23 protein-coding genes are annotated in these 25,383 nt (G+C 70.5%); 14 read left to right on the forward strand and 9 right to left on the reverse strand.

What is annotated here, in order from left to right:
• Positions 1–820, forward strand: an 820-nt coding sequence (locus tag VGD44_RS23265) for an efflux RND transporter periplasmic adaptor subunit (protein ID WP_331090766.1), incomplete at its 5' end; no start/stop codon positions are given.
• A 4-nt stretch (positions 821–824) separates the two neighbouring features.
• Positions 825–3,956, forward strand: a complete 3,132-nt coding sequence (locus VGD44_RS23270; RefSeq protein WP_331090767.1) for an efflux RND transporter permease subunit — start codon at positions 825–827, stop codon at positions 3,954–3,956.
• Positions 3,957–3,961: 5 nt separating this feature from the next.
• Here the strand turns inward: VGD44_RS23270 and VGD44_RS23275 are convergent, their stop codons facing one another.
• Entirely contained in the window at positions 3,962–4,249 is a 288-nt protein-coding gene (locus VGD44_RS23275; RefSeq protein WP_331090768.1) for an EscU/YscU/HrcU family type III secretion system export apparatus switch protein, read from the reverse strand.
• Positions 4,246–5,235 carry a flagellar hook-length control protein FliK gene (locus tag VGD44_RS23280; RefSeq protein WP_331090769.1) on the reverse strand — a complete coding sequence of 330 codons (990 nt, stop codon included), beginning with the start codon at positions 5,233–5,235 and terminating at the stop codon, positions 4,246–4,248. The genes VGD44_RS23275 and VGD44_RS23280 overlap by 4 nt, the downstream gene beginning before the upstream one ends.
• Before the next feature lie 187 nt (positions 5,236–5,422).
• Between VGD44_RS23280 and VGD44_RS23285 the strand changes: the two genes are divergently transcribed.
• Positions 5,423–7,144, forward strand: coding sequence for an Ig-like domain-containing protein (locus tag VGD44_RS23285; RefSeq protein WP_331090770.1), 1,722 nt, complete (start codon positions 5,423–5,425; stop codon positions 7,142–7,144).
• On the forward strand, positions 7,137–9,821 hold the full coding sequence (locus VGD44_RS23290; RefSeq protein ID WP_331090771.1) for an Ig-like domain-containing protein: 2,685 nt from the start codon (positions 7,137–7,139) through the stop codon (positions 9,819–9,821). The genes VGD44_RS23285 and VGD44_RS23290 overlap by 8 nt, the downstream gene beginning before the upstream one ends.
• Here VGD44_RS23290 and VGD44_RS23295 read toward each other — a convergent pair.
• Together VGD44_RS23295 and VGD44_RS23300 are read right to left on the reverse strand one after the other, a co-directional pair.
• Positions 9,818–10,816: a threonine/serine dehydratase gene (locus VGD44_RS23295; protein ID WP_331090772.1), complete on the reverse strand. Its 999-nt coding sequence runs from the start codon at positions 10,814–10,816 to the stop codon at positions 9,818–9,820. The genes VGD44_RS23290 and VGD44_RS23295 overlap by 4 nt on opposite strands.
• Positions 10,813–11,232, reverse strand: coding sequence for a VOC family protein (locus tag VGD44_RS23300; RefSeq protein WP_331090773.1), 420 nt, complete (start codon positions 11,230–11,232; stop codon positions 10,813–10,815). Before VGD44_RS23300 ends, VGD44_RS23295 begins: the two co-directional genes overlap by 4 nt.
• Positions 11,233–11,376: 144 nt before the next feature.
• Between VGD44_RS23300 and VGD44_RS23305 the strand changes: the two genes are divergently transcribed.
• Together VGD44_RS23305 and VGD44_RS23310 are read left to right on the forward strand one after the other, a co-directional pair.
• Complete coding sequence (locus VGD44_RS23305) at positions 11,377–12,663, forward strand: adenylosuccinate synthase (RefSeq protein ID WP_331090774.1); 1,287 nt, start codon at positions 11,377–11,379, stop codon at positions 12,661–12,663.
• A 75-nt stretch (positions 12,664–12,738) separates the two neighbouring features.
• Positions 12,739–13,557 (forward strand): response regulator, encoded by an 819-nt coding sequence (locus VGD44_RS23310; RefSeq protein WP_331090775.1) that lies wholly within the window; start codon positions 12,739–12,741, stop codon positions 13,555–13,557.
• Positions 13,558–13,560: 3 nt separating this feature from the next.
• On the opposite strand, the gene VGD44_RS23315 is transcribed toward VGD44_RS23310, so the two are convergent.
• Positions 13,561–16,254: an adenylate/guanylate cyclase domain-containing protein gene (locus VGD44_RS23315; protein ID WP_331090776.1), complete on the reverse strand. Its 2,694-nt coding sequence runs from the start codon at positions 16,252–16,254 to the stop codon at positions 13,561–13,563.
• A 202-nt stretch (positions 16,255–16,456) separates the two neighbouring features.
• Positions 16,457–16,618, reverse strand: a complete 162-nt coding sequence (locus VGD44_RS23320; protein ID WP_331090777.1) for a hypothetical protein — start codon at positions 16,616–16,618, stop codon at positions 16,457–16,459.
• Positions 16,619–16,800: 182 nt separating this feature from the next.
• Here VGD44_RS23320 and VGD44_RS23325 point away from each other — a divergent pair, with 182 nt between their 5' ends.
• Positions 16,801–18,375, forward strand: coding sequence for a hypothetical protein (locus VGD44_RS23325; RefSeq protein WP_331090778.1), 1,575 nt, complete (start codon positions 16,801–16,803; stop codon positions 18,373–18,375).
• 25 nt (positions 18,376–18,400) lie between these two features.
• Here VGD44_RS23325 and VGD44_RS23330 read toward each other — a convergent pair whose 3' ends face one another.
• The gene (locus VGD44_RS23330) at positions 18,401–19,384 is read right to left on the reverse strand and encodes a sensor histidine kinase (RefSeq protein WP_331090779.1); all 984 of its coding nucleotides are present in this window, start codon (positions 19,382–19,384) and stop codon (positions 18,401–18,403) included.
• 106 nt (positions 19,385–19,490) lie between these two features.
• Between VGD44_RS23330 and VGD44_RS23335 the strand changes: the two genes are divergently transcribed.
• Entirely contained in the window at positions 19,491–19,859 is a 369-nt protein-coding gene (locus tag VGD44_RS23335; RefSeq protein WP_331090780.1) for a hypothetical protein, read from the forward strand.
• 5 nt (positions 19,860–19,864) lie between these two features.
• Here the strand turns inward: VGD44_RS23335 and VGD44_RS23340 are convergent, their stop codons facing one another.
• Complete coding sequence (locus VGD44_RS23340) at positions 19,865–20,797, reverse strand: DUF808 domain-containing protein (protein WP_331090781.1); 933 nt, start codon at positions 20,795–20,797, stop codon at positions 19,865–19,867.
• 128 nt (positions 20,798–20,925) lie between these two features.
• On the opposite strand from VGD44_RS23340, the gene VGD44_RS23345 reads away from it, so the two are divergent.
• On the forward strand, positions 20,926–22,767 hold the full coding sequence (locus VGD44_RS23345) for a DUF885 domain-containing protein (protein WP_331090782.1): 1,842 nt from the start codon (positions 20,926–20,928) through the stop codon (positions 22,765–22,767).
• Between the two features lie 89 nt (positions 22,768–22,856).
• Complete coding sequence (locus VGD44_RS23350) at positions 22,857–22,988, forward strand: hypothetical protein (RefSeq protein WP_331090783.1); 132 nt, start codon at positions 22,857–22,859, stop codon at positions 22,986–22,988.
• Between the two features lie 13 nt (positions 22,989–23,001).
• Here the strand turns inward: VGD44_RS23350 and VGD44_RS23355 are convergent, their stop codons facing one another.
• On the reverse strand, positions 23,002–23,526 hold the full coding sequence (locus VGD44_RS23355; protein WP_331090784.1) for an arsinothricin resistance N-acetyltransferase ArsN1 family A: 525 nt from the start codon (positions 23,524–23,526) through the stop codon (positions 23,002–23,004).
• An 85-nt stretch (positions 23,527–23,611) separates the two neighbouring features.
• Between VGD44_RS23355 and VGD44_RS23360 the strand changes: the two genes are divergently transcribed.
• The 4 genes from VGD44_RS23360 to VGD44_RS23375 all read left to right on the forward strand — a co-directional run.
• Complete coding sequence (locus VGD44_RS23360; protein WP_331090785.1) at positions 23,612–24,097, forward strand: ArsI/CadI family heavy metal resistance metalloenzyme; 486 nt, start codon at positions 23,612–23,614, stop codon at positions 24,095–24,097.
• A 49-nt stretch (positions 24,098–24,146) separates the two neighbouring features.
• Positions 24,147–24,500 (forward strand): metalloregulator ArsR/SmtB family transcription factor, encoded by a 354-nt coding sequence (locus VGD44_RS23365; protein ID WP_331090786.1) that lies wholly within the window; start codon positions 24,147–24,149, stop codon positions 24,498–24,500.
• Positions 24,501–24,510: 10 nt separating this feature from the next.
• Complete coding sequence (locus tag VGD44_RS23370; RefSeq protein WP_331090787.1) at positions 24,511–25,032, forward strand: arsenate reductase ArsC; 522 nt, start codon at positions 24,511–24,513, stop codon at positions 25,030–25,032.
• The coding region (locus VGD44_RS23375) for an aquaporin (RefSeq protein WP_331090788.1) at positions 25,029–25,383 on the forward strand (355 nt) is incomplete at its 3' end. The genes VGD44_RS23370 and VGD44_RS23375, both read left to right, overlap by 4 nt.

Below are 25,383 nucleotides of genomic sequence, written 5' to 3' on the forward strand. Positions count from 1 at the left end.
CGTCGTACTCGACCCCTCGCTGCTCGAGGCCCAGGTCGCCCAGGCGCAGGCCCAGGCCGCCCAGGCGGAGGACCAGGCGAACCGGGTGTCCGGCCTCGACGGTCAGGGCGTGCTCAGCCAGGAGCAGATCGCCCAGCGCCGGTTCCAGGCCCAGGCCGCCCGCGCCACCCTGCGCAACCTGCAGACCCAGCGGCGCAAGCTGGCGGTCGTGGCGCCGGTCTCCGGGGTGGTCCTGGAGCGCACGGTGCGGCCGGGCGACCTATCCGCGGGCGGGGCGACGCCCTGGTTCCGCCTGGCCCGCGACGGTCAGGTCGAGCTCGCCGCCGAGCTCACCGACGCCGACCTGGCCCGCGTCCGCGTAGGCCAGACCGCCACGGTCACCCTGTCCAGCGGCGCGGTCGCGCAGGGGCGCGTGCGGCTCATCAGCCCGCAGATCGACCCGCAGACCAAGCTGGGCCAGGTGCGGATCCTGCTGCCCGTACGGCCCGACATCCGCGCCGGCGGCTTCGCCCGCGCCGTCTTCTCCGACGCCGCCGGGACGGCGCTGACCGTGCCCGAAACCGCGATCCGCTACGACGCCGACGGCGCCAGCGTCATGACGGTCGACGCCCAGAACCGCGTGAAGCGCGTCAGCGTCCAGACCGGCGCGCGCGGCGGCGGCTATGTCCAGTTGGTCAAGGGCCCGGCGCCGGGGACGCGCGTCGTCCAGAACGCGGCGGCCTTCCTGCTCGACAACGACCTGATCAAGCCGGTGGAAGGTCGCGTGGTCGCCGCGGCCCCCACCGCCAAGGCCGCCCCGTCGCCGGCCAAGAGGCCCTGACCCCATGAGCCACGGCCACGATCCTTCGGACCGCCCGCAACTGCGGATCTCGGCCTGGGGCATCCGGAACCCGGTGCCGGTGACGGTGCTGTTCGTGGGTCTCGTGCTGGCCGGCGTGATCGCCTACTTCGGGCTGGCGGTGAAGAACTTCCCGGACGTCACCTTTCCCGCGGTCTCGGTCACCATCACGCAGAGCGGCGCGGCCCCCGGCGAGATCGAAACCCAGATCACGCGGCAGGTGGAGGACGCGGTCGCCTCCATCTCCAATGTCCGCAACATCCAGTCGACGGTCACCCAGGGCGCGTCGACGACGATGCTGGAGCTGGAGATCGGCGAAGACCTCCAGAAGAAGACCGACGAGGTGCAGTCGCGGATCGACCAGATCCGGCCGAACCTGCCGCGCGAGATCGACGAGCCCCTGGTCCAGCGGGTCGAGTTCGACAGCCTGCCGATCACCACCTTCGCCGTCGAGGCGCCGGCCATGTCGGACGTGGAGCTGTCGTGGTTCATCGACGACACGCTCTCGCGCGCCCTGCAGGCCGAGAAAGGCGTGGCGCAGATCCGCCGCGTGGGCGGCACCACGCGCGAGATCAACGTCGTCCTCGACCCCGACAAGCTGGCCGCCCGCGGCCTCACCGCCTCCCAGGTCAACAGCGCGCTGCGCTCCGCAGACCTCGACGTCCCCGGCGGCCGGGTGGAGGTGGGCGGCCGCGAGCAGACCGTCCGCGTGCTGGGCGCCGCCAACACCATGGCGCAGCTACGGGAGCTGACCATCCCCACCGGGACCGGCGGCTACGTCAAGCTGACCGAGGTGGCCGAGGTCGGCGACGGGGCCGCCGAAGTGCGCGGCTTCGCGCGCCTGAACGGCCGGCCCGTGGTGGGCTTCCAGGTGATGAAGACCCGCGCCGCCTCCGACATCGCCGTCGAGGACGCGGTCCTCAAGCGGTTGGAGAAGCTCGAGACGGAGCATCCGGGCGTCAAGTTCACCCGCATCTTCACCACCGTGCAGGAGACCCGCGACAGCTTCCGCGCCACCCAGCACGTGCTGCTGGAGGGCATGCTGCTGGCGGCCTTCGTGGTGTGGCTGTTCCTGCGCGACTGGCGGGCGACCATGGTCACGGCCTTCGCCATGCCCGTGTCGCTGATCCCGACCTTCTTCGTGATCAACATGTTCGGCTTCTCGCTGAACGTGGTGACCCTGCTGGCCCTGACCCTGGTGGTCGGGATCCTCGTCGACGACGCCATCGTCGAGATCGAGAACATCGAGAAACGGGTGAAGCAGGGCATGCGGCCCTACGAGGCGGCCATCCAGGGCGCCGACGCCATCGGCCTGGCGGTGGTGGCGACCACCGCTGCGATCGTGGTGGTGTTCGCGCCGGTCTCCTTCATGACCGGGATGGTCGGCCAGTTCTTCCGCGAGTTCGGCCTGACCGTCTGCGTCGCCGTGCTGTTCTCGCTCCTGGTGGCGCGCCTCCTGACCCCGCTGATGGCCGCCTATCTCCTCAAGCCGACGACCCATGTGGAGACCCGGCGCGAGATGCCGGGGTTCTACCGCGCAGCCCTGGTGTGGTCGCTCGACCACCGCATCGTGGCCTCCATCGCCGGGGGCGTGATCTTCATCGGTTCGGTGATGCTGGTGCCGCTGCTGCCTTCGGGCTTCCAGCCCGCCGGCGACCCGGACTACCTCTTCGTCAGCATCCAGGGCCCGCCCGGCGCCACGGCGCGCGACATGGAGGAGGTCGTCCAGCGCGTGACCCGGACGGTGAAGGCGGATGCGGACGTCACCGACGTCTTCGCAGAGGTCGGCTCCTCCGGGCCGGCCAATCCGTTCGCCGGCAGCGGAGGGGGCGGCGACCTGCGCTCGGCCAGCCTGAACGTCCTGCTCGACCCCAAGCGCGAGCGCAGCGGCGACGAGATCCGCGCGATGCTGCGGCCCAGGCTGCGCGAGATCCCGGACGCCCGGATCAGCTTCCTCGACTTCCAGGGCTCGGCCGGCTTCCAGCAGATCCTGACCAGCGAGGATCCGGCCCAGTTGCTGGCCGTGTCCACCGAGCTGGAGCGCCAGATGCGCACCCTGGACGTGGTCGCCGATCCGCGTCCGTCGACGCCGCCGACCGGCCCGGAGCTGGTGATCCGGCCGCGCCATGCCGAGGCCGCGCGTCTCGGCGTCTCGGCCGAGACCATCGCCCAGGCCGCCCGCGTGGCCACGGTCGGCGACATCGACGCCAACGTCGCCAAGCTGACCGCCGGCGAGCGCCGCATCCCGATCCGCATCCGCCTGCCGGCGGACGCCCGTGCCGACCTCGAGCGGATCAAGGCCCTGCGCCTGCCCACCGCCGGTGGCGGCGTCACCACCCTCGACGCGGTGGCCGACGTCCAGTTCCAGGCCGGGCCCGCGCGCATCGAACGCCTCAACCGCAAGCGGCAGCAGACCGTCCAGGCCGAGTTGAACGGCGTCGAGATGGGCGAGGCGCAGGCGGCGGTGAAGAAGCTGCCGATCATGCAGAAGCTGCCAGCCGGCGTGACCCCGGCCGAAACCGGCCAGCAGGAAGCGCTGACCGAGATGATGCAATCGTTCGCGATCGCGTTGTTCGCCGGCGTCTCGCTGATCTTCGGCGTGCTGGTCCTGCTGTTCCGGTCCTTCTTCAAGCCGATCGTCATCCTGACCGCCCTGCCGCTCGCGATCGGCGGCGCGTTCCTGGGGCTGCTGGCCTTCAACCTGTCGCTCTCGATCCCCTCGCTGATCGGTTTCCTGATGCTGATGGGCCTGGCGGCGAAGAACTCCATCCTCCTGGTCGAGTACGCCATCGAGCGTGAACGCGAGGGCATGAGCCAGCGCGACGCCCTGATCGAGGCCTGCCGCGAGCGGGCGCGGCCCATCGTCATGACCTCGGTCGCCATGGCCGCGGGCATGCTGCCCACCGCGTTCGCCCTGGAGAAGGGCGCCGAGTTCCGCCAGCCGATGGCCGTGGCGGTGATCGGCGGCCTGATCACCTCCACGATCCTGTCCCTGGTGCTGGTGCCGGTGGTCTACGAGTTCGTGGACGACTTCGAGAACTGGCTGAAACCCAAGCTGGCCCGCCTGGTCACGCCGCGCGAGGTTCCGCGCCAGCCGGCGCCGGAGGATCGGCTCTAGACGGCCTAACGGTGGATCGGCGGCGGCTCCGACGGCTCGCGCGCGGCGTTGAGGATGAAGGCGATGATCACCGCCACGGCCTCGTAGAGCGCCTCAGGGATCTGGCTGTCGACCTCGATGGTCGCCAGCGCCTCGGCCAGCGCCGGGTTCGTCTCCAGCGGCACGCCGTGCTCGCGGGCGGTGTCGATGATCCGCTGGCCCAGCTCGCCGCGGCCGACGGCCACCACCTTGGGCGCATCCGGCGCGTCGTAACGCAAGGCGACGGCGAGGGGCGGCGGCGGCTTCTCGCTCATGAGCTGCGGTCCACCAGCCCGCCCGGGGGCGGGACCTGCGGGGCGGGCGGCGCGCCGGGCTGGATCGTAACGTCGCCTGCCAGCGCCTCGGCCAAGTCGGCGGTCTGGTCGCGCAGCAGGGCGAGGCTGTCGGGGCGCTCCACCCACAGGATGGCGCTGCTCCGGCCGTCGTGCAGCCGCAGATGCACGCGGATCGGACCCAGCGGCGGGACGTCCAGGGCGAAGCGCGCGCGCCAGCTTGGCTGTGCTTCCGCCGCACCGCCGCCGGCCCCGTCGCGCTCGACCGCGAACTGCGCCACCGCCGCGCCCTGCGGCGTCAGCATCGGCAGCTCGAACATCCAGCGCGCTCCGCCGGCCTCGTCGGGCAGCGAGGCCAGCTGGTGCAGGGTCTGGCGCGCCAGCGCCTGGTCGGTCTCGTCGCCCAGCACCTGCATGAGGTGCGCAGGCGCATCGTCGTGCCGCACGCCGGCCGGCCGCGGGGCCTGACCGACCACCGCCCCGCCCCGTGAGGGCGGCGGGACCGGAACCTTGGGCGGCCGCCCGCCCGCCATCACGCCAGCCGCGACCAGGGCCTGCTGCAGGACGAGCATGGCGGCTTTCATGTCGATCGGCGGGGCTCCGGGCGTGGCGGCGAGCCGTCCCTCCAGGAACAGGCCCGAACGGCCGATCGCCGCCTTGAGCGCCGCGGCGTCCGGCGCCGGATCGGTCGCAAGCGCAAGCGACAGGACCTGGCGGATCGCGGCCTTCACCTCGGGCGGCAGGCCGGGCGAGGCCAGCGCGGGCTCCAGATCGGCGATCAGCGAGCCCATCCCCGACTGACGGATCGCGGCATCCGCCCGCGCCGCGTCGACGGCGCGCTGCAGCAGGGTCGCGACCGGGTCGGGCGGCTGCGCAAGCGGGGTCGGCGCCGCCGCGGCCGGCACGCCCTGTCCGGTGACGAGCGGCCCTTGCGGCGGGCCGACCGGCGGGGTCGGGGGAACGCTCATGGCGCTACCCTAGCGCGATCCGCGTCCGGGCGCGCGGCCTACGCTAGAGCTCGCGGCGCGGGCTGCGCGCGTGCTCGCTGCCGAATATTCCATAACATGCAATAACATAATCGCCTGTGGAGGGTCTTCGATGGCCGCATAACCCCAGTATGCCAGGGTGCCGCATCATCCTGGGGGGGATTACGACGTGGCGACGATCGAAAAGGTGGAGACGGACTCTGGCGTCTTCAACAACGACTACATCACCAACGACACCTCGCTGACCGTCACGGTCGAGCTGCAGAAGGGCAACACTTACCGGTTGCTAGTCGATGGGAGCTCGGTCGTCACGTTCACCGTCCCCGGCGGACCCGGCCCGAACAACGTTGAGTTCACCCACAACATCACGCTGACCGAAGGCGGCCACACGCTGACCCTCGTGAGGGTCACCGGACCCACAACGACGGTCACTGAGGACACCCAGGCCGTCACCATCGACCTGACCGCGCCGAATGCGCCGTCGATCCTCGAGGTCAGCGACAACCTCGCGCCCGTGACGGGCGTGGTCGCCTCAGGCGGGGTCACCAACGACGCGACGCCGACGGTGAAGATCGGGCTGGCCGGCACGAACGCTGTCGCCGGCGACCAGGTGCAGCTGTTCAACGGCGTCTCGCCGCTGGGCGGAACCGTGACGCTGACCGCCACCCACATCACGCTGGGCTTCGTCGAGATCACGACCTCGGCGCTGACCAACGGCCAGAGCTACGCGTTCAACGCCAAGGTCATCGACATCGCAGGCAACGCCAGCAACGCGTCCGGAAGCTGGTCGGTGACCATCGACAACGCCGCGCCACCGGCGCCGGCCATCTCGCTGGTGAACGACGATGTCAGCCCGCTCCTGGGCGCCGTCACCAACAACGGCTCGACGAACGACACCACGCCCACGGTCCGCATCAGCCTCGCTGGCACCGGCGCAACGGCCGGCTTCACCGTCCAACTGCACAACGGCGCCGCGACCCTGGGCCCGGCCGTCACCGTGACCGCCGCCGACGTCGCCAACGGCTACGTCGATATCACCACTCCGACCCTCTCGAACGGCGTGGAATACCGCCTGAACGGCAGGGTCTCGGACCTAGCCGGCAACCTGAGCGGCGCCTCGGGGGACTTCGTCGTCACCATAGACACGACGCCGCCGGCGGCGCCCGTGATCAGCACCGTCGCCGACGAGACCAGCCCACTCACCGGCGCCATCGCCAACGGCGCGACGACGAACGACACCCAGCTGAAACTCTCCGGCAGCGCCGAGGCCAACGCGGTCATCAAGATCTTCGACGGCGCGACCCTGGTCGGCCAGGGCGTCGCGAACAACGGGGGCAACTGGAACAACGTCGTCCTGTCGTCGCCGCTGGGCGAAGGGGCGCACACGCTGACGGTGGTCGCGGTCGACGCGGCCGGCAACGAGTCGGCGGCGGCGGCTTTCAACGTCGTCATCGACACCATCGCGCCGGGCGCGCCCAGCGCCGCTCTGGCCGCCGACACCGGCGCCAGCAACAGCGACGGCGTCACCCAGAACGGCCTGGTGAACGTCACCCTGAGCGGCGACGGCGTGACATGGAGCTACAGCCTGGATGGCGGCGCCAACTGGATCGACGGCGAGGGCGCGAGCTTCACCGTTCCGGGCGGAACCCATGCGGCGGGCCTGGTGCAGGTGCGGCAGGCCGACGCCGCCGGCAACACCAGCCCGGCGTTCAGCTTCGGTGGGCTGACCATCGACGCCACGCCGCCCGCCGCGCCGGCGATCACCGCCTTCAGCGAGGACACGGGCGTCGCGGGCGACGGCGTCACCGCCGACACCACGCTCACGCTCTCCGGCACGGCCGAGGCAAATGCCAAGGTCGCAATCTACGACGGCGCGTCCCTGGGTGGGTGAGGCGACGGCGAACGGCTCGGGCGCCTGGAGCTTCGACACCGCGGTCCTGAGCTACGCGGCCCACAGCTTCACCGCGACGGCCACGGACCTGGCCGGCAACACCAGCGCGAGCTCGACCGCGCTGGCGGTCACGGTGTCCAACCCGCCACCGCCCGCGCCCAGCATCACCGGCTTCGCGGACGACAGCGGCGTTTCCGGTGACGGGATCACGAACGACACCACCCTGAACCTCTCCGGCACGGCCGAGACGGGCGCCACGGTGAAGGTCTACGACGGTGTCGATCTGCTCGGCGAGACGACCGCCGACGCCCTGGGCGCCTGGAGCTTCACGACCGCGGTCCTCGGCGAGGGCCCTCACAGCTTCACTGCCACCGCCGCCAACGCGGGCGGGACCGGGCCGGCCTCGCCGGCGCTGCCGGTGACGATCGACACCACGGCGCCGGATCCGGGGACCCTGGTGTTCAACGACTACCTGGACACCGGCGCGAACACGTCTGACGACGTGACGGCGGACAAGAGCTTCACGCTCGCCGTCACCGGCCAGGAAGCCGGCGTCAGCGTGGCGTTCGAGATGAAGCAGGGCGCCGGGCCCTGGGGCGCCGCCGACACCGCGAACCTGGCCGACGGGACCTACCAGTTCCGCGCCGTCGTGACCGACGCGGCCGGCAACGTCGCCTACACCGACGAGCACGAGGTCACCGTCGACACCCTCGCGCCGCTGGCCGGCAACCTCGTCCTCGGCAACTACGAGGACACCGGATCCAACGGCTCCGACGACGTCACGCAGGACAAGGATTTCACGCTCAGCATTACCGGTGAGGAGCCTGGAGCGAGCGTCGCGTTCGAGATGAAGCTGGGCGACGGTCCCTGGACCGGGGTCAACACGTCCAACCTCGCCGACGGGATCTACACCTTCCGTGGCGTGGTCACCGACCTGGCGGGCAACGTGTCCTACACCGACGAGCGCGAGGTCACTGTCGACAACACCGCGCCGCTGGCCGGCAACCTGGTGCTCGGCGACTACGAAGACACCGGCGCCAACGGCTCCGACGACGTCACGCAGGACAAGGATTTCACGCTCAGCGTCACCGGTGAGGAACCCGGGACGAGCGTCGCGTTCCAGATGAAACTGGGCGCCGGTCCCTGGACCGCGGCCAACACCTCGAACCTGGCCGACGGAATCTACACCTTCCGCGGCGTGGTCACAGACCTCGCGGGCAACGTGTCGTACACGGCCGAGCGCACGGTCACGGTGGACAACACCGCACCGGCGCCGGGGACGCTGACCCTGTCGAACTACGTCGACAGCAACGTCGTCGGCGACGACGTGACCAACGACAAGAGCTTCAACCTCGGGATCACCGGCCAAGAAGCCGGCGCCGCCGTGGTGTTCCAGATGAAGCAGGGGGCCGGGCCCTGGTCCGCGGCCGACACGTCCAACCTCGCGGACGGGACCTACCAGTTCCGCGGCGAGGTGACCGACCTCGCGGGCAACGTCTCGCATACGCCGGAACGCACGATCACCGTCGACACCGTCGCGCCCGCTGCGCCGTCCGCGCAACTGGCGGTGGATACGGGCGTCAGCAACAGCGACGGCATCACCCAGAACGGTCTGATCAACGTGACGCTCGCCGGCGACGCCACCGCCTGGCGCTACACCACCGATGGCGGTCTGACCTGGGCGACCGGGGCCGGCACGTCCTTCACCCTCGCCGACAACACGACCTACGCCGCGGGCAAGATCCAGGTCGTCCAGTCCGACCTGGCCGGGAACGCTAGCTCGGCCTTCAGCCTGGGCGCCATCAAGGTCGACAACCTCCTGAACGCCGCGCCGGATGCGATCTCGGTCAACGAGGACGCGATCTCCGAGAACCTCTACGCCAGCCTGCTGGCCAACGACGGCGAGACCGGTCTGGTGATCAAGGAGGTCAATGCGATCCTCACCGCCATGCCCACGGGCACGGGCAACAACCTCCTGAACTTCCCCACGGGCAGCCAGTTGGTCACCTTCGAGGCGAGCGACAGCGATCTCGACGTGCTGGAGCCCGGCCAGACCCAGACCGCCAAGTTCACCTACAAGGCCGAGGACCTCGCCGGGAACACCGCGATCCAGACGGTGACCGTCACGGTCCAGGGCATGGTCGAGGCGATCGGCAGCGGCATCTACAAGGGCACTAACAACAACGACACGCTGCAGGGCAGCGCCGATGTCGACAAGCTGCACGCGCTGAGCGGCGATGATGTGATCATCGGCGGCGGTGGCGCCGACATCCTGCTCGGCGGCGCCGGCAACGACACCTTCCACTTCGACTGGGTCAGCGAGTTCGGCGACCAGCTGTTCGACTTCCAGAACGGCACCGCGACGTCGGCGGCCGACAAGGTGCGGTTCAACGTCGGCGTCGGCCAGATCGAGATCGGCGACAACGACACGGTCGTGGAGACGGGCGAGGTCATCTTCTACGTCGACCGCCAATACTCGACGGCCGAGCTCAACGCGCTGGCTTCGAGCGACGCCCAGGGCCACCTGATGATCGCTCGGATGAGCGACACCAACGCGGCGACCATCTGGTACGACGCGCCGGGCTCCGGCGCGCTGGTGCGGGTGCTGGAGTTCGTGAACATGAAGTCCGCCAAGGACCTCGCCGACATGTCGTTCCAGGACTTCCTGTTCGTCTAGAGCTCGCGGCGCAGGATCTGGCCGAGCTGGTCGGGGTCGATGTTGCCGCCGGAGAGGACCAGGCCCAAGGTCTTGCCGCCGAAGGTGTTGACCTTGCCGGCCAGCAGGGCCGCGAGGCCCGCCGAGCCGCCGGGCTCGACCACCAGCTTCAGGACCGAGAAGGCGTAGCGCACCGCCTCGGCCACTTCCGTGTCGGTGACGACGGCCACGTCGGCCACATGGCGCTTGAGGATCGGGAAGGTGAGCTCGCCGGGGCAGGGGGTCTCCAGGGCGTCGCACAGGGTGCGGTGCGTCGGCGTCATCGGGCGCCGCTCGCCGGCCTGCAGGGACTTCAGCGTATCGTCGTAGCCGGCGGGCTCGACGCCGATGAGGGCGGTCGAGGGCGACAGCGCCTTCACCGCCGTGGCCACGCCGGCCAGCAGTCCGCCGCCGCTGCAGGGGGCGATGACCACGTCCAGCTTCGCGCCCCTGGCCTGCGCCTGTCGCACGAGCTCCAGGCCCGCGGTGCCTTGACCCGCGATGATGTGCGGGTCGTCGAAGGCCGGCACGACCACGGCGCCGCGCTCGGCCGCGATCGCCGCGGCGATCTTCTCGCGGCTCTCGGTCAGGCGGTCGTAAAACTTCACCTCGGCGCCGTAGCCCTTGGTGGCCTCGGCCTTCACCTTGGGCGCGTCGGCCGGCATCACGATCAGCGCCGGGATGCCCAGGAGCTTCGCCGCCAGCGCCACGCCCTGGGCGTGGTTGCCCGACGAGAAGGCGACGACGCCGCGCTGCTTCTCCTCGGGGCTGAGCTGGACCAGCCGGTTGAAGGCGCCGCGGAACTTGAACGCGCCCACCCGCTGCAGCGTCTCGGGCTTGATCAGCACGCGCAGGCCCAGGCGGTCGTTCAGCGCCGGGCTCTCGATCAGCGGCGTCTCGACCGCCCAGCCCTTCAGCCGCTCGGCCGCAGCCTCGATGTCGGCCAGGGTGCAGGCCAGCTCCAGCGTCTCGCTCATTTCGCAAACACCATCTCGTCGCGGGCGAAGGCCTTGAACTCCAGCGCGTTGCCCGACGGGTCCAGGAAGAACATCGTCGCCTGCTCGCCGGGCTGGCCTTTGAAGCGGATGTTGGGCTCGATGAGGAAGGCCGTGCCGGCGGCCTTCAGCTTCTCGGCCAGCGCCTCCCACTGCGGTAGCGTCAGGATGGCGCCGAAGTGGCGGACGGGCACGTCGTGGCTGTCCACCACGTTCGTCGCCCGGTGGCCGACTTCGTCCGGCGAGAGGTGCGCCACGATCTGGTGGCCGTAGAAATCGAAGTCGACCCACTCGTCGCTCGAACGCCCTTCGGGGCAGCCCAGCAGGTCGCCGTAGAAGGCGCGCGCCTCGGCGAGGTCGCGAACGGGGAACGCCAGATGGAAGCGCGGAATGTCCATGCTGGGGAGATAGCGCGCACGTCTCTTGAGGGCGAGGGCCACATGGTCTAAAGCGGCGCCCGCGAATTGATCTCCGCGCCCTTGCCGAGCACCTGTCGAAGGGCTTGGGCGCGTTCTCCGGGCAGGTCGGGAGATCGTATCCAGATGGCCAATGTCACCGTGATCGGCGCCCAGTGGGGCGACGAGGGCAAGGGCAAGCTCGTCGACTGGCTTTCCAACCGCGCCGACGTGGTCGTGCGCTTCCAGGGCGGCCACAACGCCGGCCACACGCTGGTGGTGGGCAACCAGACCTACAAGCTGAGTCTGCTGCCGTCGGGCGTGGTGCAGGGCAAGCTCTCGATCATCGGCAACGGCGTGGTCGTCGATCCCTGGCACCTGCTGAAGGAGATCGCGCAGATCCGCGAGCAGGGAGTCGAGATCGGACCCGACCTCCTGGTCCTGGCCGACAACGCCTGCCTGATCCTGCCGATCCACCGCGACCTGGACCAGGCCCGCGAGGCGGCGGCCGCCAACAAGATCGGCACGACCGGCCGCGGCATCGGCCCGGCCTACGAGGACAAGGTCGGCCGGCGCGCCATCCGCGTGGCCGACCTCGCGGATCGGGAGGCGCTGGAGGCCAAGATCGACCGCCTGCTGGCTCACCACACGCCGCTGCGCCGGGGCCTGGGGCTGCCGGAGGTGGACGCGCCCGCGCTGCTGGCCGAGCTGGAGGCGCTGGCGCCGCAGATCCTGGCCTATGCCCAGCCCGCCTGGCTGAAGCTCGACGGCATCGTGAAGTCGGGCAAGCGCGTGCTGTTCGAAGGCGCGCAGGGCGCCCTGCTCGACGTCGACCACGGCACCTATCCGTACGTGACCTCGTCCAACACCGTGGCGGGCCAGGCTGCGGCGGGCTCGGGCCTCGGCCCCAAGGGGCCCGGCTACGTGCTGGGCATCGTGAAGGCCTACACCACCCGCGTGGGCGAGGGGCCGTTCCCGACCGAGCTGTTCGACGACGTGGGCAAGCACCTGGGCACGGTGGGCCGGGAGTTCGGCACCGTGACTGGCCGCTCGCGCCGCTGCGGATGGTTCGACGCCGCACTGGTGCGCCAGTCGGTGGCGCTGAACGGCATCTCGGGCATCGCGCTCACCAAGCTGGACGTGCTGGATGGCCTGCCCACCCTGAAGATTTGCACCGGCTACCGGTTGGCGGGCGACGAGATCGGCTACCTGCCGGCCGGCTTGAAGGCCCAGGGCCAGCTCGCGCCGGTCTACGAGGAGATGGACGGCTGGTCCGAGACCACCCAGGGCGCGCGCACCTGGAAGGACCTGCCGGCCAATGCGGTGAAGTACGTGCGCCGCATCGAGGAGCTGATCGGCGCGCCGGTCGCGCTGTTGTCGACCAGCCCGCAGCGGGACGACACCATCCTGATGCGCGACCCGTTCCACGACTGAGGCCCGCAGCCTGGCATCAAGCGGCTGTTTACGGATTTCGCTTAGATATTCCGCCGCTTGAAAGGGGTTGAGACCTTGTTCGTCGGTGATCGTCGGCTGATCGAGAAGATGGCGCCAAGGCTGAAGCGCGTGGTCGTCGCCGACCCCGAGCCGGGCGCGGCGCGCCTGTTCAGCGAGCTGATGCGCGACATCTGCCCGAGTCATGTCTGGATCGCCACCACGACCGATCGGGCGCTGAAGCTCGCCGAGACCTGCGACCCGCAACTGATCATCGTGAGTCTGGGCGACGAGCGCCTGGACGGACTGGGCTTCGTACGCCGGCTGCGCCGCTCGACCCTGGCCTGCCGCAAGGCGCCGGTCATCACGATCACGGGCGTGGCGACCCAGGCGATGATCCTGGCCGCGCGCGACGCCGGCGTGCACGAGTTCCTGCGCAAGCCCTACAGCATGAAGGACCTGCTGCGTCGGCTCGAAGCGGTCACGGTCAAGGACCGCGACTGGGTCGAGGGTGTCGCCTACATCGGCCCCGACCGTCGCCGGTTCAACTCGGGCGACTACGCCGGTCCGCTGAAGCGCAAGACCGACGGGTCGGAAACGCCCTACCAGCAGAAGATCAACCAGTGCCTGAAGATCATCCGTGCGGCCGTGGCCGCCGCGGAGACCGATCCGTCCCAGGCGATGCGCGCGATGCTGGCCCAGGCTACCACGCTGCAGTCCATGGCCACCGATTTCCACCTGACTCTGGCCGCGTCCGAGTTCTACCGCCACCTCACGCGCCACCAGCAGAGCGGCGAGCCGCTCACCCGCGCCCTGGCCCAGAGCTGGGCGGTGAAGGTTCTGGCGTTCCTGCCGAAGGACGCCGACGCCGACCGCAAGAAACCGCAAGCGGCCTGAGTCCTATTTTTCGGTGAGGTTCCAGACGCCGTCCCAGTCGTCGTCGGGAGGGTTGGCGGCCAGCAGCGCGCAGCGCTCGCGGTAGGTGGCCGAGAGCCGGTCGTCCGGATAGAGCTCGAGCGCCCCTTCGAACGCGCGCGTCGCTTCCGCCCAGTCGCGCGAGCGGTAGGCCTCGAGCCCGCGGGCGAACAGCTCGAGCAGCGCCGGCAGGCCCGGCTCGTGGGCGCGGTAACCCAGCGACTCGTAGACCGCCACCGGCCGGTCCTTGCCCTTCACCCGGATCAGGTCGACCTCGCGCAGCGTCGCCGGCCGCTTCAGGTCGCGCACCGTCGCCTCCGAGAGCAGGATCTTGGCGCCGTACTGCTTGGTGGCGCCCTCCAGCCGCGAGGCCAGGTTCACGGTGTCGCCGATCACCGTGTACTCCATGCGCCGCACCGAGCCGATGTTGCCGATGACCGTCGGGCCGGTGGAGAAGCCGATCCCGATGTCGAGGGGCGCCTCACCCTTCTCGGCCCGCCGCGCGTTCAGCACCGCCAGCCGCTGCATCATCTCGTCGGCGGCGGCCAGCGCGTTGTCGGCGTCGTTCGGCCCCAGGAACGGCGAGCCGTAGAGGGCCATGATCCCGTCGCCGATGTATTTGTCGAGGATGCCGTCGTGGCGGAAGATCACGTCGACCATCTCGGTGAAGTAGTCGTTCAGGAGCGAGACGGTCTCGCGCGGGCCCAGCGCCTCGGCGATCGAGGTGAAGCTCCGCACGTCGGAGAACATCACCGTCACCTTCTGTTCCTTGCCGCCCAGCTCGTCCTCGCCGGCGGAGAGCAGCTGGTCGGCCACCTCCTTCGACATGTAGCGGCTCATGGTGGAGCGGACGCGCTTCTCCTCGGTGATGTCCTCCATCACGATCATCGAGCCGATCCGGGCCTCGTCGGCGTCGATCAGCGGCATGGCGGTGAGGTTCACCGAGGCCTTCGCGCCCGACCACTTCACCAGCTCGGCGTCCACCGCCAGCACCGGCTCGCCGGTGGCGTCGGTCTTGGCCAGGTTGTCCAGCACCCACGGATTGGCCGCGAACAGCTCGCTGGCGGGGCGGCCGGCCAGCATGTCGCGGGTCTGGTCCAGCAGGGCCTCGGCGGCGACGTTGGCGGTCACGATCCGGCCCTCGGCGTCGAGCGTGACGATGCCGTTCGACGTGCTCTTCAGGATGCTCTCGTTGTAGTTCTTCATCTCGAGCACGTCGTCGAACAGCTTGGCGTTCTCCAGGCTGACGGCGATCTGGGCGGCGAAGGCCTTGAGGCGCGCCTCGTCCTTGGCCGTGAAGACCCCTTCCTTCTTGTTCAGCGCCTGGGCCACGCCGATCCGGGCGCCAGCCTTGTTGGTGATCGGCGCGCACAGGATGTTGCGGGTCCGGAAGCCGGTGCGCCGGTCGATCTCGCGGTTGAAGCGGGGGTCCTCGTAGGCGTCGGGGATGTTCTCCACGTGCCCGGTGGTGAAGACGGCGCCGGCGATCCCCACGTGCGTCGGCACGTGGATGGCGTGGGTCCCGACCCCGTCGGCGTAGAGGGTGAACAGCTCCTCGGTCTTCTCGTCGTAGACGAACAGCGAGGCCCGCTCGGCGTCCAGGAGGTCGGTGGTGGCGCGCATGATCCGCTCGATCAGCACCTCCAGCAGAAGCTCGCCGGCCAGGTCCTGGGTCACCTCGAGGATCTGCTGCTCCTCGCGCAGCGAGGCCAGCATCAGGCCGAAGCCGCGGTTGATCTGGGCGTACTCGTCGGCGGTCAGCACCGCGACGTCGGCTTCGTCCAGCCGGCCGCCCTCAACCTGCCGCATCGCCTCCACCAGCCGCGCCGCCGAGCGCGAGACGTCGCTGGAGGTCAGGATCGCCATCGACACTGCCCCCAGGATGCACACGGCCACGACCGCCGAGCTCCAGACGTAGAGCGCCGCCAGCTCGCCGGACGGCACGGTGAACCCGTGCCCGGTGATCATCCGATCGAACTTGTAGAGGAACGAGCCCGCGCTGAAGATCAGGGGGAGCGCGCAGACGAAGATCGCCAGGAACAGCAGCTTGTTGCGCAGCGGCACGGCGATCAGCTCGGCCTGCTGCTCGGCCGGGATGGGGCCGTTCAGCGCGGCGGCCAGCCGCTTGACCACCGGCTCGACCGTCCGGCTCACCGCGAAGTACTCGAAGATGGCGTGCGCCGGCGAGGCGAACACCAGGATCAGCACCGCCAGGCCGATCAGCTGCCACATGGCGATGCCGCCGTCGAAGAAGGTGTTCAGCGTGTAGACCGCCGCCAACAGCGACAGCGTCGCCATGGGCCCGTGCAGCAGCGTGACCCGCACCGCCGACATCTGCGGCAGGTTGAGCGCGCGGACGACCGCGCTGGCCAGGACCGCGCCGGATGGCCGCTCGCCGGCGTCCAGCGCGCTCAGCACGGGGGCCAGCGGCTTGAGGTGGCTGCGGATCACTAGCACGTCGATCGAGGTGAAGAACGCCGTGGCGACCGGCACGCACGCCCAGAACAGCAGCCATTGGCGGGGCGTGAACTCCAGCCCCAGGAGGCCCAGGCCCATGGAGACGGTGACGGCCGTGATGGTGGCCAGCAGGTAAATCCAGATCAGCCGCCAGAACAGCGCGCGGCCGGAATCCACGGCCTTCGCGGCCGCGCCCGCCAGCGGAGGCGCCGCGGCGGTCACACGCGCTCCGGCATTGATGCCGCCGCCCTTGGCCGCACCATCCTCAACGCTCCCTCCGTAATCCCGTGCCGTCACTCTAGCCCGAACGGCATGACGGACAATCACCGAACGCGTTCGATTTTCGAGCGCCGCAGGCGCAGTCGGAAGAGAACCGCGGAAATCGCGGAAAGACGCGGAAAGGGGTCCCGGAAGGCGGGGCCGCTCAGGGTCTTCTGCGTCTTTTCGCGTTTAGCCTCGCGACCTCGTCGGGATCGGTGGTGTCCAGCAGGCAGTCGTGGACGTGCTGCGCGGCGCGCAGGCCGAGCCTGGCGAGCTTGGCCAGGAGCACGCCCGCTTCGTCGATCTCGGGCGGGGGGCCGGACATGCGGGAGAGGAAAACACGGCCCTACGTCAGAAGCGGACGTAAGGCGCTCTTCCCAACCCACAAGATTTGTCATCCCGGTCTTCGCCTGGCGGCGAAACCGGGATGACCCCGCGGGGGGTGGACAGCGCTTTGCGCGAAAACCGGGATGACAAGCTGGGCGATAGACGGACAACTCAGGAGCGATGACACAGCTTCTCCTCAACCTGCTCCAGATCGGGCTGGCGCTCGGCGTGCCGGCGCTGATCGCGATCTATGCGCCCCGGCGCTGGCGGATGTGGGCCATCGGGCTCTGGGCGCTGGCGCCGTTGCTGGTCGCGGCGGCCGTCGGGGTAAGCGAGATCGTATCCGGCAAGGCCAGCGCCACGGATCTCGACAAGCTGGTCTACGGCCTGCTGCTGATCGGGTCGTTCGTGCTTGTGCCCTGGCTGCTGGCCTGCGGGCTGGGCTTCGCCTTGGGCGCCATGCTGCGCGGGCGCGTGCGGTCCGAAGCCGTCGCCGTGGCGCCATCGAAACCGCCGGCCGAGGTCGCGAAACCGGTCGCGGAGGCGCCACCGGCCCCTGAGTCGGCCCCCTACGCGCCGCAGATCGACCCCGATTTCCCGAACTTGTCGCCGCCGAGCGGCTGGCGGGTGGCGCACGTCGGCGTCGATCACGACGACCTCGAACTGGACGGGCTGCCCGTCTGGTCGCTGCCCTGGCGCGAGGAGGGCGGCGAGCGGATCACGCTGGTCCACCCGTCTCATCCCGGGCAGCTGCACGCATTCACGGTCTACAGCGTCGACGACGGCGCGCGCGCCACCCGCTTCGCGGCGGCGGAGCTGTCGAACGGCGTGTGGGGCTTCTATCGCTGGGTCGTCCCGGTCGATGTGGCGTCCGGCGTCAGCGCAGACGGGAGCCTGCGCTTCGAGCATGACCTCGGGCGCTACGCAGGCGGGCGCTACGACAGTACGGCTCCGCTCGCGCGGCTCCGTGACGAACGGTCGGGGGCGCTGCTGTTCGACGGCGCCGCCTGGCAGTCCAGCCGGATCGTGTCCCAGACGGACGGGAGCCTGTTGCTCTCGCTCGAGCAGGGCGACCGGCAGACGATCTTCCGCATCGACCCCGTGGCGGGCGACTTCCGCGACCTGGCGACGATGGACGGTCCGCGGCCCCTGGCCGAACTGCCCGACGCGGCGGCTGCGGCCCGCGCCGACTGCGACGATCCGGCCAACACCTATCTCGGGCGACGCGTGGCGCCGGACGGCTCGCTCGTCGTCGAGCTCGCCTCGGTGGAGTGGAGCAACACCCATTGGGTCAACTCGCCGCGGGTGATCGAGATCGCGACGGGCCGCGTGCTGCTGGACCTGTGGGGCACGGACTGGGACGCGTGGCCCAGCTTCCCGCGCCGACAGGCCGTGCGGCTGAGCATGCGCCGCTATCGTGGCGGCGGCGCCCAGGTCGAGCTCGAGCTGGCGCCCGAGCGCTACATCCTGCTCGAGGGCGGCGGGGCCACCTTCGGGCCGCTTGGCGAACTTCCGGAGGCGCTGGAGGCCGCATCCCGCCGGGCGGTTGCGGCCGCGCCGCCCAGGCCCACGATCGCGCCGCCGCGGCCGACGGCGCGCAGCTGGCTCGTGGCCCTGCTGATCCTGATCGGGACGCTGGCGCTGATCGCGGTCGCGACGCTGGTCTCGCTGCGGCTGCAAGGCGAACCACCGCCGCCGAAGCTCGACACCATCCCGCCGATGCCCAGCATCCCGCCGACGCCCAACAGGCCATGACGCCGGGCCGGGCGGGCTGATGCGCTCAGGCCAGCGGCGCGTCCACCAGGCACGCAAGGCCCGTCGGGTCGAACACCAGGCGCACCTGCCCCTTCAGCTCCTGGGCCAGGCCTTGCTCGATGAGGCGCGAGCCGAAGCCGCGGCGGACGGGGGGCGAGACCGGCGGACCGCCCCGCTCGCTCCAGGTGAGGCGCAGGCGCCGCTCGCCGCGGTCGCCGCGGACGCTCGACCAGTCGACGGCGACCTCGCCATGCGGGGCCGACCACGCCCCGTGCTTCAGCGCGTTGGTGGCCAGCTCGTGGATGGCGAGGCTGACGGCCTGGGCGGTCTTCGGCAGGAGGTTGATGTCGGGCCCGGCCAGCCGGCAGCGCTCGGGCGTGGGCCGGTGGGAACGCACGGCCTCTTCCAGCACCAGGCGCATCGACGGGTGCGGGCCCTTGGCGCCGGTCAGGAAGTCGGTGGCGAGCGCCAGGGCCTCGATGCGACCCACGAACGCCGCCTCGGCCTGCACCAGGTCGTCGGCGTTGCGGAAGGTCTGGGCGGCGATGGCCTGGACGGTGGCCAGGTTGTTCTTCACCCGGTGGTTCAGCGCGTTGACCACCAGGCGCAGGTGTTCCTCGGCCTCGTGGCGGGCGCTGACGTCGGTGGCCGCGCCGAACCACTCCATGATCTCGCCGGACGCGTCGAGGATCGGCACGGCGCGCGAGAAGGTCCAGCCCACCGAGCCGTCGGCGCGACGCACGCGGTGCTCGAGCTGGAACACCCCCTTGCTGTCGACCGCCTCCTGGATGACGGCCAGGATCGCCGCCTGGTCCTCGGGCAGCAGGTACTCGTCGATCCAGGCGATGCTGGGGCTGTCGGTGTCGACGATGAAGCCGCGGCCGTCGAGCTGGCGCATCTCCCGCCAGTCCGGGCTCATGCGGTAGACCACGTCGGACGTGGCTGTGGTGAGCGCGCGGAACCGCGCCTCGCTCTCGCGCAGGCGCGCTGCGATACTCGACGCCGTCACTGGACGCCCCCCAAAGTTGTCTAGGCAACTTAAGGCTGCGAGGGCGGTTCGGAAAGGGGCGACGTGGGCTGGCCACGCCGGCGCCGACTCTCCTTAAGCTCGGGCCATGTTCCTCGGTCCCGGTCCGGCCTGGGCGCCGGCGGCGCTACGGGCGGCGCGCACGCTGAAGGCGACCACGCGCGGCGCGCGTGGGGCGGGCCATTCGGTCTATGTGGCGCTACTGCACGATCCCCGCCGCACCGAGGCGTGGGGGCTCTACGTGGGCCAGACGTCGCGCGATCCCGACCTGCGGTTCGACCAGCACAAGGCGGGCTACAAGGCGAGCGGGGCGGCGCGGCGGTTCGGCGTGCGGCTGCTGCCCGACCTGGTGGCGCACCTCAACCCGATGCGGCGCTGGGAGGCGCTGGACCTGGAGGCGGCCCTGGCGGAGGCGTTCCGCGCGGCGGGCGTGCCCTGGGTGGAAGGCGGGCACTAGCGCTGCTAATGCTTCGACCCGGGGATCAGTCTCAGGGCGCCGACAATCACGCCGCCCACGACCAGGCCCACAAGGGCCGAGCCGATGGCGAAGGCGAGCCAGCCGGTGACGGGGCCGATGGCGGGGACGCCGGCGGCCCAGTGGGAGACGGCCTCCACCCAATGCGGGATGGGTGTCAGGTGGAAGTGCTCGAGGCCATGGACGATGATGCCGCCGCCCACCCAGAGCATGGCGGCCGTGCCGATGCGGGTGAGCCAGTCGAGGACGACGGGCATCGCCTTGACCATCCCGCGGCCCAGCGCCTGGGTGGAGGCGGCGCGGCGCTCCGAAAGGTGCAGGCCGATGTCGTCCATCTTCACGATCAGGGCCACGACGCCGTAGACGCCGATGGTGATCGCCAGGCCGACGATCGCCAGCGCCCCGGCCTGGACGGACAGCGGCTGGCCGGTCACGTCGTTGAGCGCGATGGCCATGATCTCGGCCGAGAGGATCAGGTCGGTGCGGATCGCGCCGACCACCTTCTGCTTCTCCAGCTCTTTCGAGCTGAGCGCCAGCTCCTCGATCTCGTCGGTGTCCTCGTGCTCGACGACTGCCTCGATGATCTTCTCGGTGGCCTCGAAGCAGAGGTAGGCGCCGCCCAGCATCAGCAGCGGGGTGACCGCCCAGGGGGCGAAGGCCGAGAGCAGCAGGGCGCCGGGCAGGAGCAGGAGGAACTTGTTGGCCAGCGAGCCCAGGGCGATCTTGGCGATGATCGGCAGCTCGCGGTCGGGCGTGAAGCCCACGGCGTAGCCCGGCGTGACGGCGGCGTCGTCGATCACCACCCCCACGGCCTTGGAGCCGGCCTTGCCGGCCGCGGCGGTGACGTCGTCGAGCGACGTGGCGGCGATCTTGGCGATGGCGGCGACATCGTCCAGCAGGGCGACAAGGCCGGAGGCCATGGGCGGGTCCCTCGAAGTTTCCTAGCGGTCGGTAGAGGCAAGCGCGCTTTGCGTAAAGCGGCGCTTGTGCGCAGTTCACGAAGCTGGGTAGGCGGTTCAACGCCTGAACTCACGGAAGGAACCAGGGCATGCGGCTCACGCGACGCGACTTCGGCCACTCGCTGGTGGCAGGGGGCCTTGCGGGCGCCGGGCTGCTCGCGGCCGGCCCCGCCGCGGCGGCCGCGCCCGACGCGGAGCTCACCCGGTTCCTCGACGCCGAGTACGAGGCGCAGCTGCGGCTCAACCCCGAGCAGCTGACGCGGCTGGGCCGCAAGGAACTGTACGACCGCCTGGGTGACCCCTCGGACGCCGCCGCGGACCGGGGTGTGTCGCTGCGGCGCGAAAGCGTGGCGCGGATGAAGGCCCGCTTCGACCGCGCGAAGCTGGGTCCCGACGCCCAGGTCTCGTACGACCTTTGGGCGCTGGAGGCGGACCGCGCGGCCGAGCGGCGCAAGTGGCGCAACCACCGCTACATCTTCGACCGCGGCGGCCCGCACACCCGGCTGCCCGGCTTCCTGATCAGCGCCCATCGCGTCGACGAGCCGGCCGACATGGAGGCCTATATCGCCCGCATCTCGGCCGGCGCGCGGGCGCTGGACACCGAGCTCGAGCGGGCCAAGGCGGCGGTGGCGAACGGCGTGCGCATGCCGCAGTTCGCCTACGACCAGACCCGGGCCGAGATCATGCTGCTGACGTCCGGGGCGCCGTTCTCGGGCACGGGCGACAACGCCCTCTACGCCGACGCCAAGGCCAAGCTCCAGCGGCTGCGCGAGATGGGCAAGATCGACGAGGCCCGCGAGGCGCGCCTGCTGGCCGAGGCGACCGCCGCCATGGGCGGGTCGCTGAAGCCCGCCTACGACCGCATCGCCGCCTGGCTGACCGCCGACCGCGAGGCCGCCGCGGCCGATCCGAAGGGTGCGGGCTCACTGCCGGACGGTCAGGCTTTCTACGCCGCCCAGCTGCGCGACCAGACGACGACCGACATGACCGCCGAGCAGATCCATGAGCTGGGCCTGTCGGAGGTCGCCCGTATCCGCGGCGAGATGGAGACCCTGAAGGGCAGGATCGGCTTTTCCGGCTCGCTCGCCGAGTTCTTCGTCTTCATGCGCACCGACAAGCGCTTCTACCTGGCCAACGACGACGACGGCCGCGAGCGCTATCTGCGGCTGGCCGACGGCTACCTCACGGCGATGGAGGCGAAGCTGCCGCAGTATTTCGCGCGCCTGCCGAAGTCGGACCTGATCGTGAAGCGGGTGGAGGCGTTCCGCGAGGAGCCGGGCGGGGCGGCGCACTATTCGTCGGGCGCGCCTGACGGGTCGCGGCCCGGCGTGTTCTACGTCCACCTGTCGGACACCGGGGCGACGCCCACCTACGAGCTGGAGGGCACGGCCTATCACGAGGGCTGGCCGGGCCATCACATGCAGATCTCGCTGGCCCAGGAGATGACCGGGACGCCCAAGTTCCGCGGCCAGTCGGACTACGGCGCCTACATCGAGGGCTGGGGCCTCTACGTCGAGCTGTTCGCCAAGGAGATCGGCTTCTATTCCGACCCCTACAGCGACTTCGGGCGGCTGGGACGGGAGATCTGGCGAGCCATCCGCCTGGTGGTCGACACCGGCATCCACGCCAAGGGCTGGAGCGAGGCGCAGGCGCTGGAATACTACACCGCCAACTCGCCGCAGCCGGCGGCCAAGATCCGCTCCGAGATCCGCCGCTACATCGTCACGCCCGGCCAGGCGACGTCGTACAAGGTGGGCATGGTGCGCATCCTGGCGCTGCGCGAGGAGGCGAAGGCGGCGCTGGGGCCGCGCTTCGACATCAAGGGTTTCCACGAGGCGGTGCTCGGGGCCGGCGCGCTGCCGCTCAGCGTGCTGGACGCTCGCGTCCGCGACTGGGTGGCGAGCCGGCGAAACAGAGTCAGCGGTAGGTAAACGGCGAATTCAGGGACGGTTCAGGCGGCGGGGCCGATCCTGGGCCCGTTCAGTCCCGCGTATCGTCTCCGTCGCACCAGGTTCGCGTCATGTTCAAGCATCATCGCCCCGCCGCCGCCGCCCGCCACGCCGAGACTCGTCCCGCCGCCTGGGCCCAGGCCCTCTTCGCCGCAAGCGTGCTGTTCGCCGGCGTTTCGGTCTGGCTGCTCGCCACGCTCTGAGACGACCTGAGGCTCAGTCCAGGTTCTCGGGCAGCAGGCGCTCGACGATGACGCAGTCGCGCCAGACGCCGTCGAGCTTGCCGTGCTTCTCGTAGACGCCGACCTCCTTGAACCCTGACCAGGCCATCAGCGCGAGGCTGGCGCGGTTCTCGGGGAACACCCGCGACGTAAGCTTCCACAACCCGGCCTCGCGTGCGGCGTCCACCAGCGCCGTCATCGCCACGCGCCCGACGCCGCGGCCGCGCTGGTCGCGGCGCACATAGACCGAGAACGCCCCGATGCCGGCGTAGCAGGGTCGCCCGGCGTAGGGGTGCGCCACGGCATAGCCCACGACCTCGCCGTCCGGGTCCTCCACCGCGACGAACGCCTTGGCGTGCGGGAACCACGCCTCGATGTCGGCCGCCTGGCGCCGCTCGGTCTCGAACGTGCCGACCCGGTCCTCGATACCCTGGTTGTAGATCGCCGTGATGGCGGCGGCGTCGGCCGGCTGCGCCGTGCGCGCGGCGAGGGAGGCGTCCGTCGCAGGTCTGCTTTTCACCGGGGTCCTCTTGACATTTCGATTTTTCTAGAAATATAAAAATGACGACGATCTGCTGAACACCGCCATCCCGACGGAGACCCACATGAAGCGCCTGCACCTGCACGTGAGCGTGCCCGACCTCGCCCAGTCGATCCAGTTCTACGAGACCCTGTTCGGCGCGGCGCCGAGCGTGGTGAAGGACGACTACGCCAAGTGGATGCTGGAAGACCCGCGCGTGAACTTCGCGATCTCGCAGCGCGACCGCGCCGCGGGCGTGGACCATGTGGGCATCCAGGTGGACTCGACGGCCGAGCTGGCCGAGCTCGCGGGCCGGCTGAAGGCGGCGGGGGCCGAGACCTTCGACGAGCAGGCGACCACCTGCTGCTACGCGAAGTCGGACAAGAGCTGGGTGGCCGACCCGTCCGGCGTGCGCTGGGAGACCTTCTATACGTTCGGCGAAGCCACGACCTACGGTACGAGCGACGCCCTGGCCGCGCTGGAGACCGCCAAGCCGCAGGCGGCCGCCTGCTGCGGGGCCCCAGCCCCGGAACCGAAGGCTGAGCCGGCGACGAGCGGCGCCTGCTGCTGACACAAAATCTTCGCTTTTGACGTCTCCACAGTTCTGACATTCTAGAACAATGGAAAAATCCGAAGCGATCCGCGCGCTGGGCGCCCTCGCCCACCCCGGCCGCCTCGACGTGTTCCGCCTGCTGGTGCAGGCGGGGCGCGACGGGATGGCCGCCGGCGAGATCGCCCGCGCGACGGGCAGCCCGCAGAGCAGCCTGTCGGCCAACCTGACGATCCTGGCCAACGCCGGCCTGATCGCGCCGCGCCGCGACGGCCGCTCGATCATCTACCGCGCCGCCTACGACCAGATGACCGGCCTGCTCGCCTTCCTGATGGAGGACTGCTGCGCCGGCAAGCCCGAGATCTGCGCGCCCCTGGCGGCGGCGGCCAGCGGCGCGTGCGCCGCCGAAGGCGCATCCTGCTGAGGAGCCGACGATGGACGAGCGCCCCTACAACATCCTGTTCCTGTGCACCGGCAACTCCTGCCGCTCGATCATCGCCGAGGCCATCCTGAACCGGCTGGGCGCCGGGCGGTTCAAGGCCTTCTCGGCGGGCTCGTTCCCGACGGGCGTGGTCAACCCGCACGCGCTCGAGCTCCTGAAGAAGTTCAACCACGACACCAAGGACTTCCGCTCCAAGTCGTGGGACGAGTTCGCGCGCGAGACCAACCCCGACGCGCCGGAGCTGGATTTCGTCTTCACGGTCTGCGACGACGCGGCCGGCGAGGTCTGCCCCTACTGGCCCGGCCAGCCGGTGACGGCGCACTGGGGCATGCCGGACCCGGCGAAGGCGACGGGCGCCCAAGCCGAGATCGGGCTCGCCTTCGCCGACACCTATCGGATGCTCAACAACCGCATCTCCATCTTCCTCAACCTGCCGCTCGCCAAGCTCGACAAGCTGTCGCTCCAGAAGAAACTGGACGAGATCGGGGCCAACGACGTGCAGCCCGCCGGATGACGCGCGACGAGGCGGGCGCCAGCCTGGAGCCGCCGCGCGAGGCGTTCGACCCGGCTCGCCGCCTGGCCGCCGAGGCCCTGGGCACGGCGCTGCTGCTGGCGGTGGTCGTGGGCTCCGGGATCATGGGCGAGCGCCTGGCGGGCGGGAACGACGCCATCGCGCTCCTGGGCAACACGCTCTCCACAGGCGCGGCGCTGGTGGTGCTGATCACCATCTTCGGCCCGCTGTCCGGCGCCCATTTCAACCCGGCGGTGACCCTGGTGTTCGCGGCCCGGCGCGAGATCGGCTGGCGCCTGGCCGCCGGCTACGTCGCCGTCCAGGCCGCCGCGGCCGTGGCGGGCGTGTTCGCCG

Source organism: Phenylobacterium sp., from assembly GCF_036402295.1.
GTDB lineage: Bacteria > Pseudomonadota > Alphaproteobacteria > Caulobacterales > Caulobacteraceae > Phenylobacterium.

Coding starts and splice junctions, on each gene's coding strand:
- VGD44_RS23300 (WP_331090773.1), bottom strand. CDS start 11,232: ATGGACATTCCGCGCTTCCATCTGGCGTTCCCCGTTCGCGACCTCGCC.
- VGD44_RS23320 (WP_331090777.1), bottom strand. CDS start 16,618: ATGTCCGGCCCCCCGCCCGAGATCGACGAAGCGGGCGTGCTCCTGGCC.
- VGD44_RS23365 (WP_331090786.1), top strand. CDS start 24,147: ATGGAAAAATCCGAAGCGATCCGCGCGCTGGGCGCCCTCGCCCACCCC.
- VGD44_RS23345 (WP_331090782.1), top strand. CDS start 20,926: ATGCGGCTCACGCGACGCGACTTCGGCCACTCGCTGGTGGCAGGGGGC.
- VGD44_RS23340 (WP_331090781.1), bottom strand. CDS start 20,797: ATGGCCTCCGGCCTTGTCGCCCTGCTGGACGATGTCGCCGCCATCGCC.
- VGD44_RS23275 (WP_331090768.1), bottom strand. CDS start 4,249: ATGAGCGAGAAGCCGCCGCCGCCCCTCGCCGTCGCCTTGCGTTACGAC.
- VGD44_RS23350 (WP_331090783.1), top strand. CDS start 22,857: ATGTTCAAGCATCATCGCCCCGCCGCCGCCGCCCGCCACGCCGAGACT.
- VGD44_RS23325 (WP_331090778.1), top strand. CDS start 16,801: ATGACACAGCTTCTCCTCAACCTGCTCCAGATCGGGCTGGCGCTCGGC.
- VGD44_RS23335 (WP_331090780.1), top strand. CDS start 19,491: ATGTTCCTCGGTCCCGGTCCGGCCTGGGCGCCGGCGGCGCTACGGGCG.
- VGD44_RS23305 (WP_331090774.1), top strand. CDS start 11,377: ATGGCCAATGTCACCGTGATCGGCGCCCAGTGGGGCGACGAGGGCAAG.
- VGD44_RS23270 (WP_331090767.1), top strand. CDS start 825: ATGAGCCACGGCCACGATCCTTCGGACCGCCCGCAACTGCGGATCTCG.
- VGD44_RS23370 (WP_331090787.1), top strand. CDS start 24,511: ATGGACGAGCGCCCCTACAACATCCTGTTCCTGTGCACCGGCAACTCC.
- VGD44_RS23360 (WP_331090785.1), top strand. CDS start 23,612: ATGAAGCGCCTGCACCTGCACGTGAGCGTGCCCGACCTCGCCCAGTCG.
- VGD44_RS23295 (WP_331090772.1), bottom strand. CDS start 10,816: ATGAGCGAGACGCTGGAGCTGGCCTGCACCCTGGCCGACATCGAGGCT.
- VGD44_RS23280 (WP_331090769.1), bottom strand. CDS start 5,235: ATGAGCGTTCCCCCGACCCCGCCGGTCGGCCCGCCGCAAGGGCCGCTC.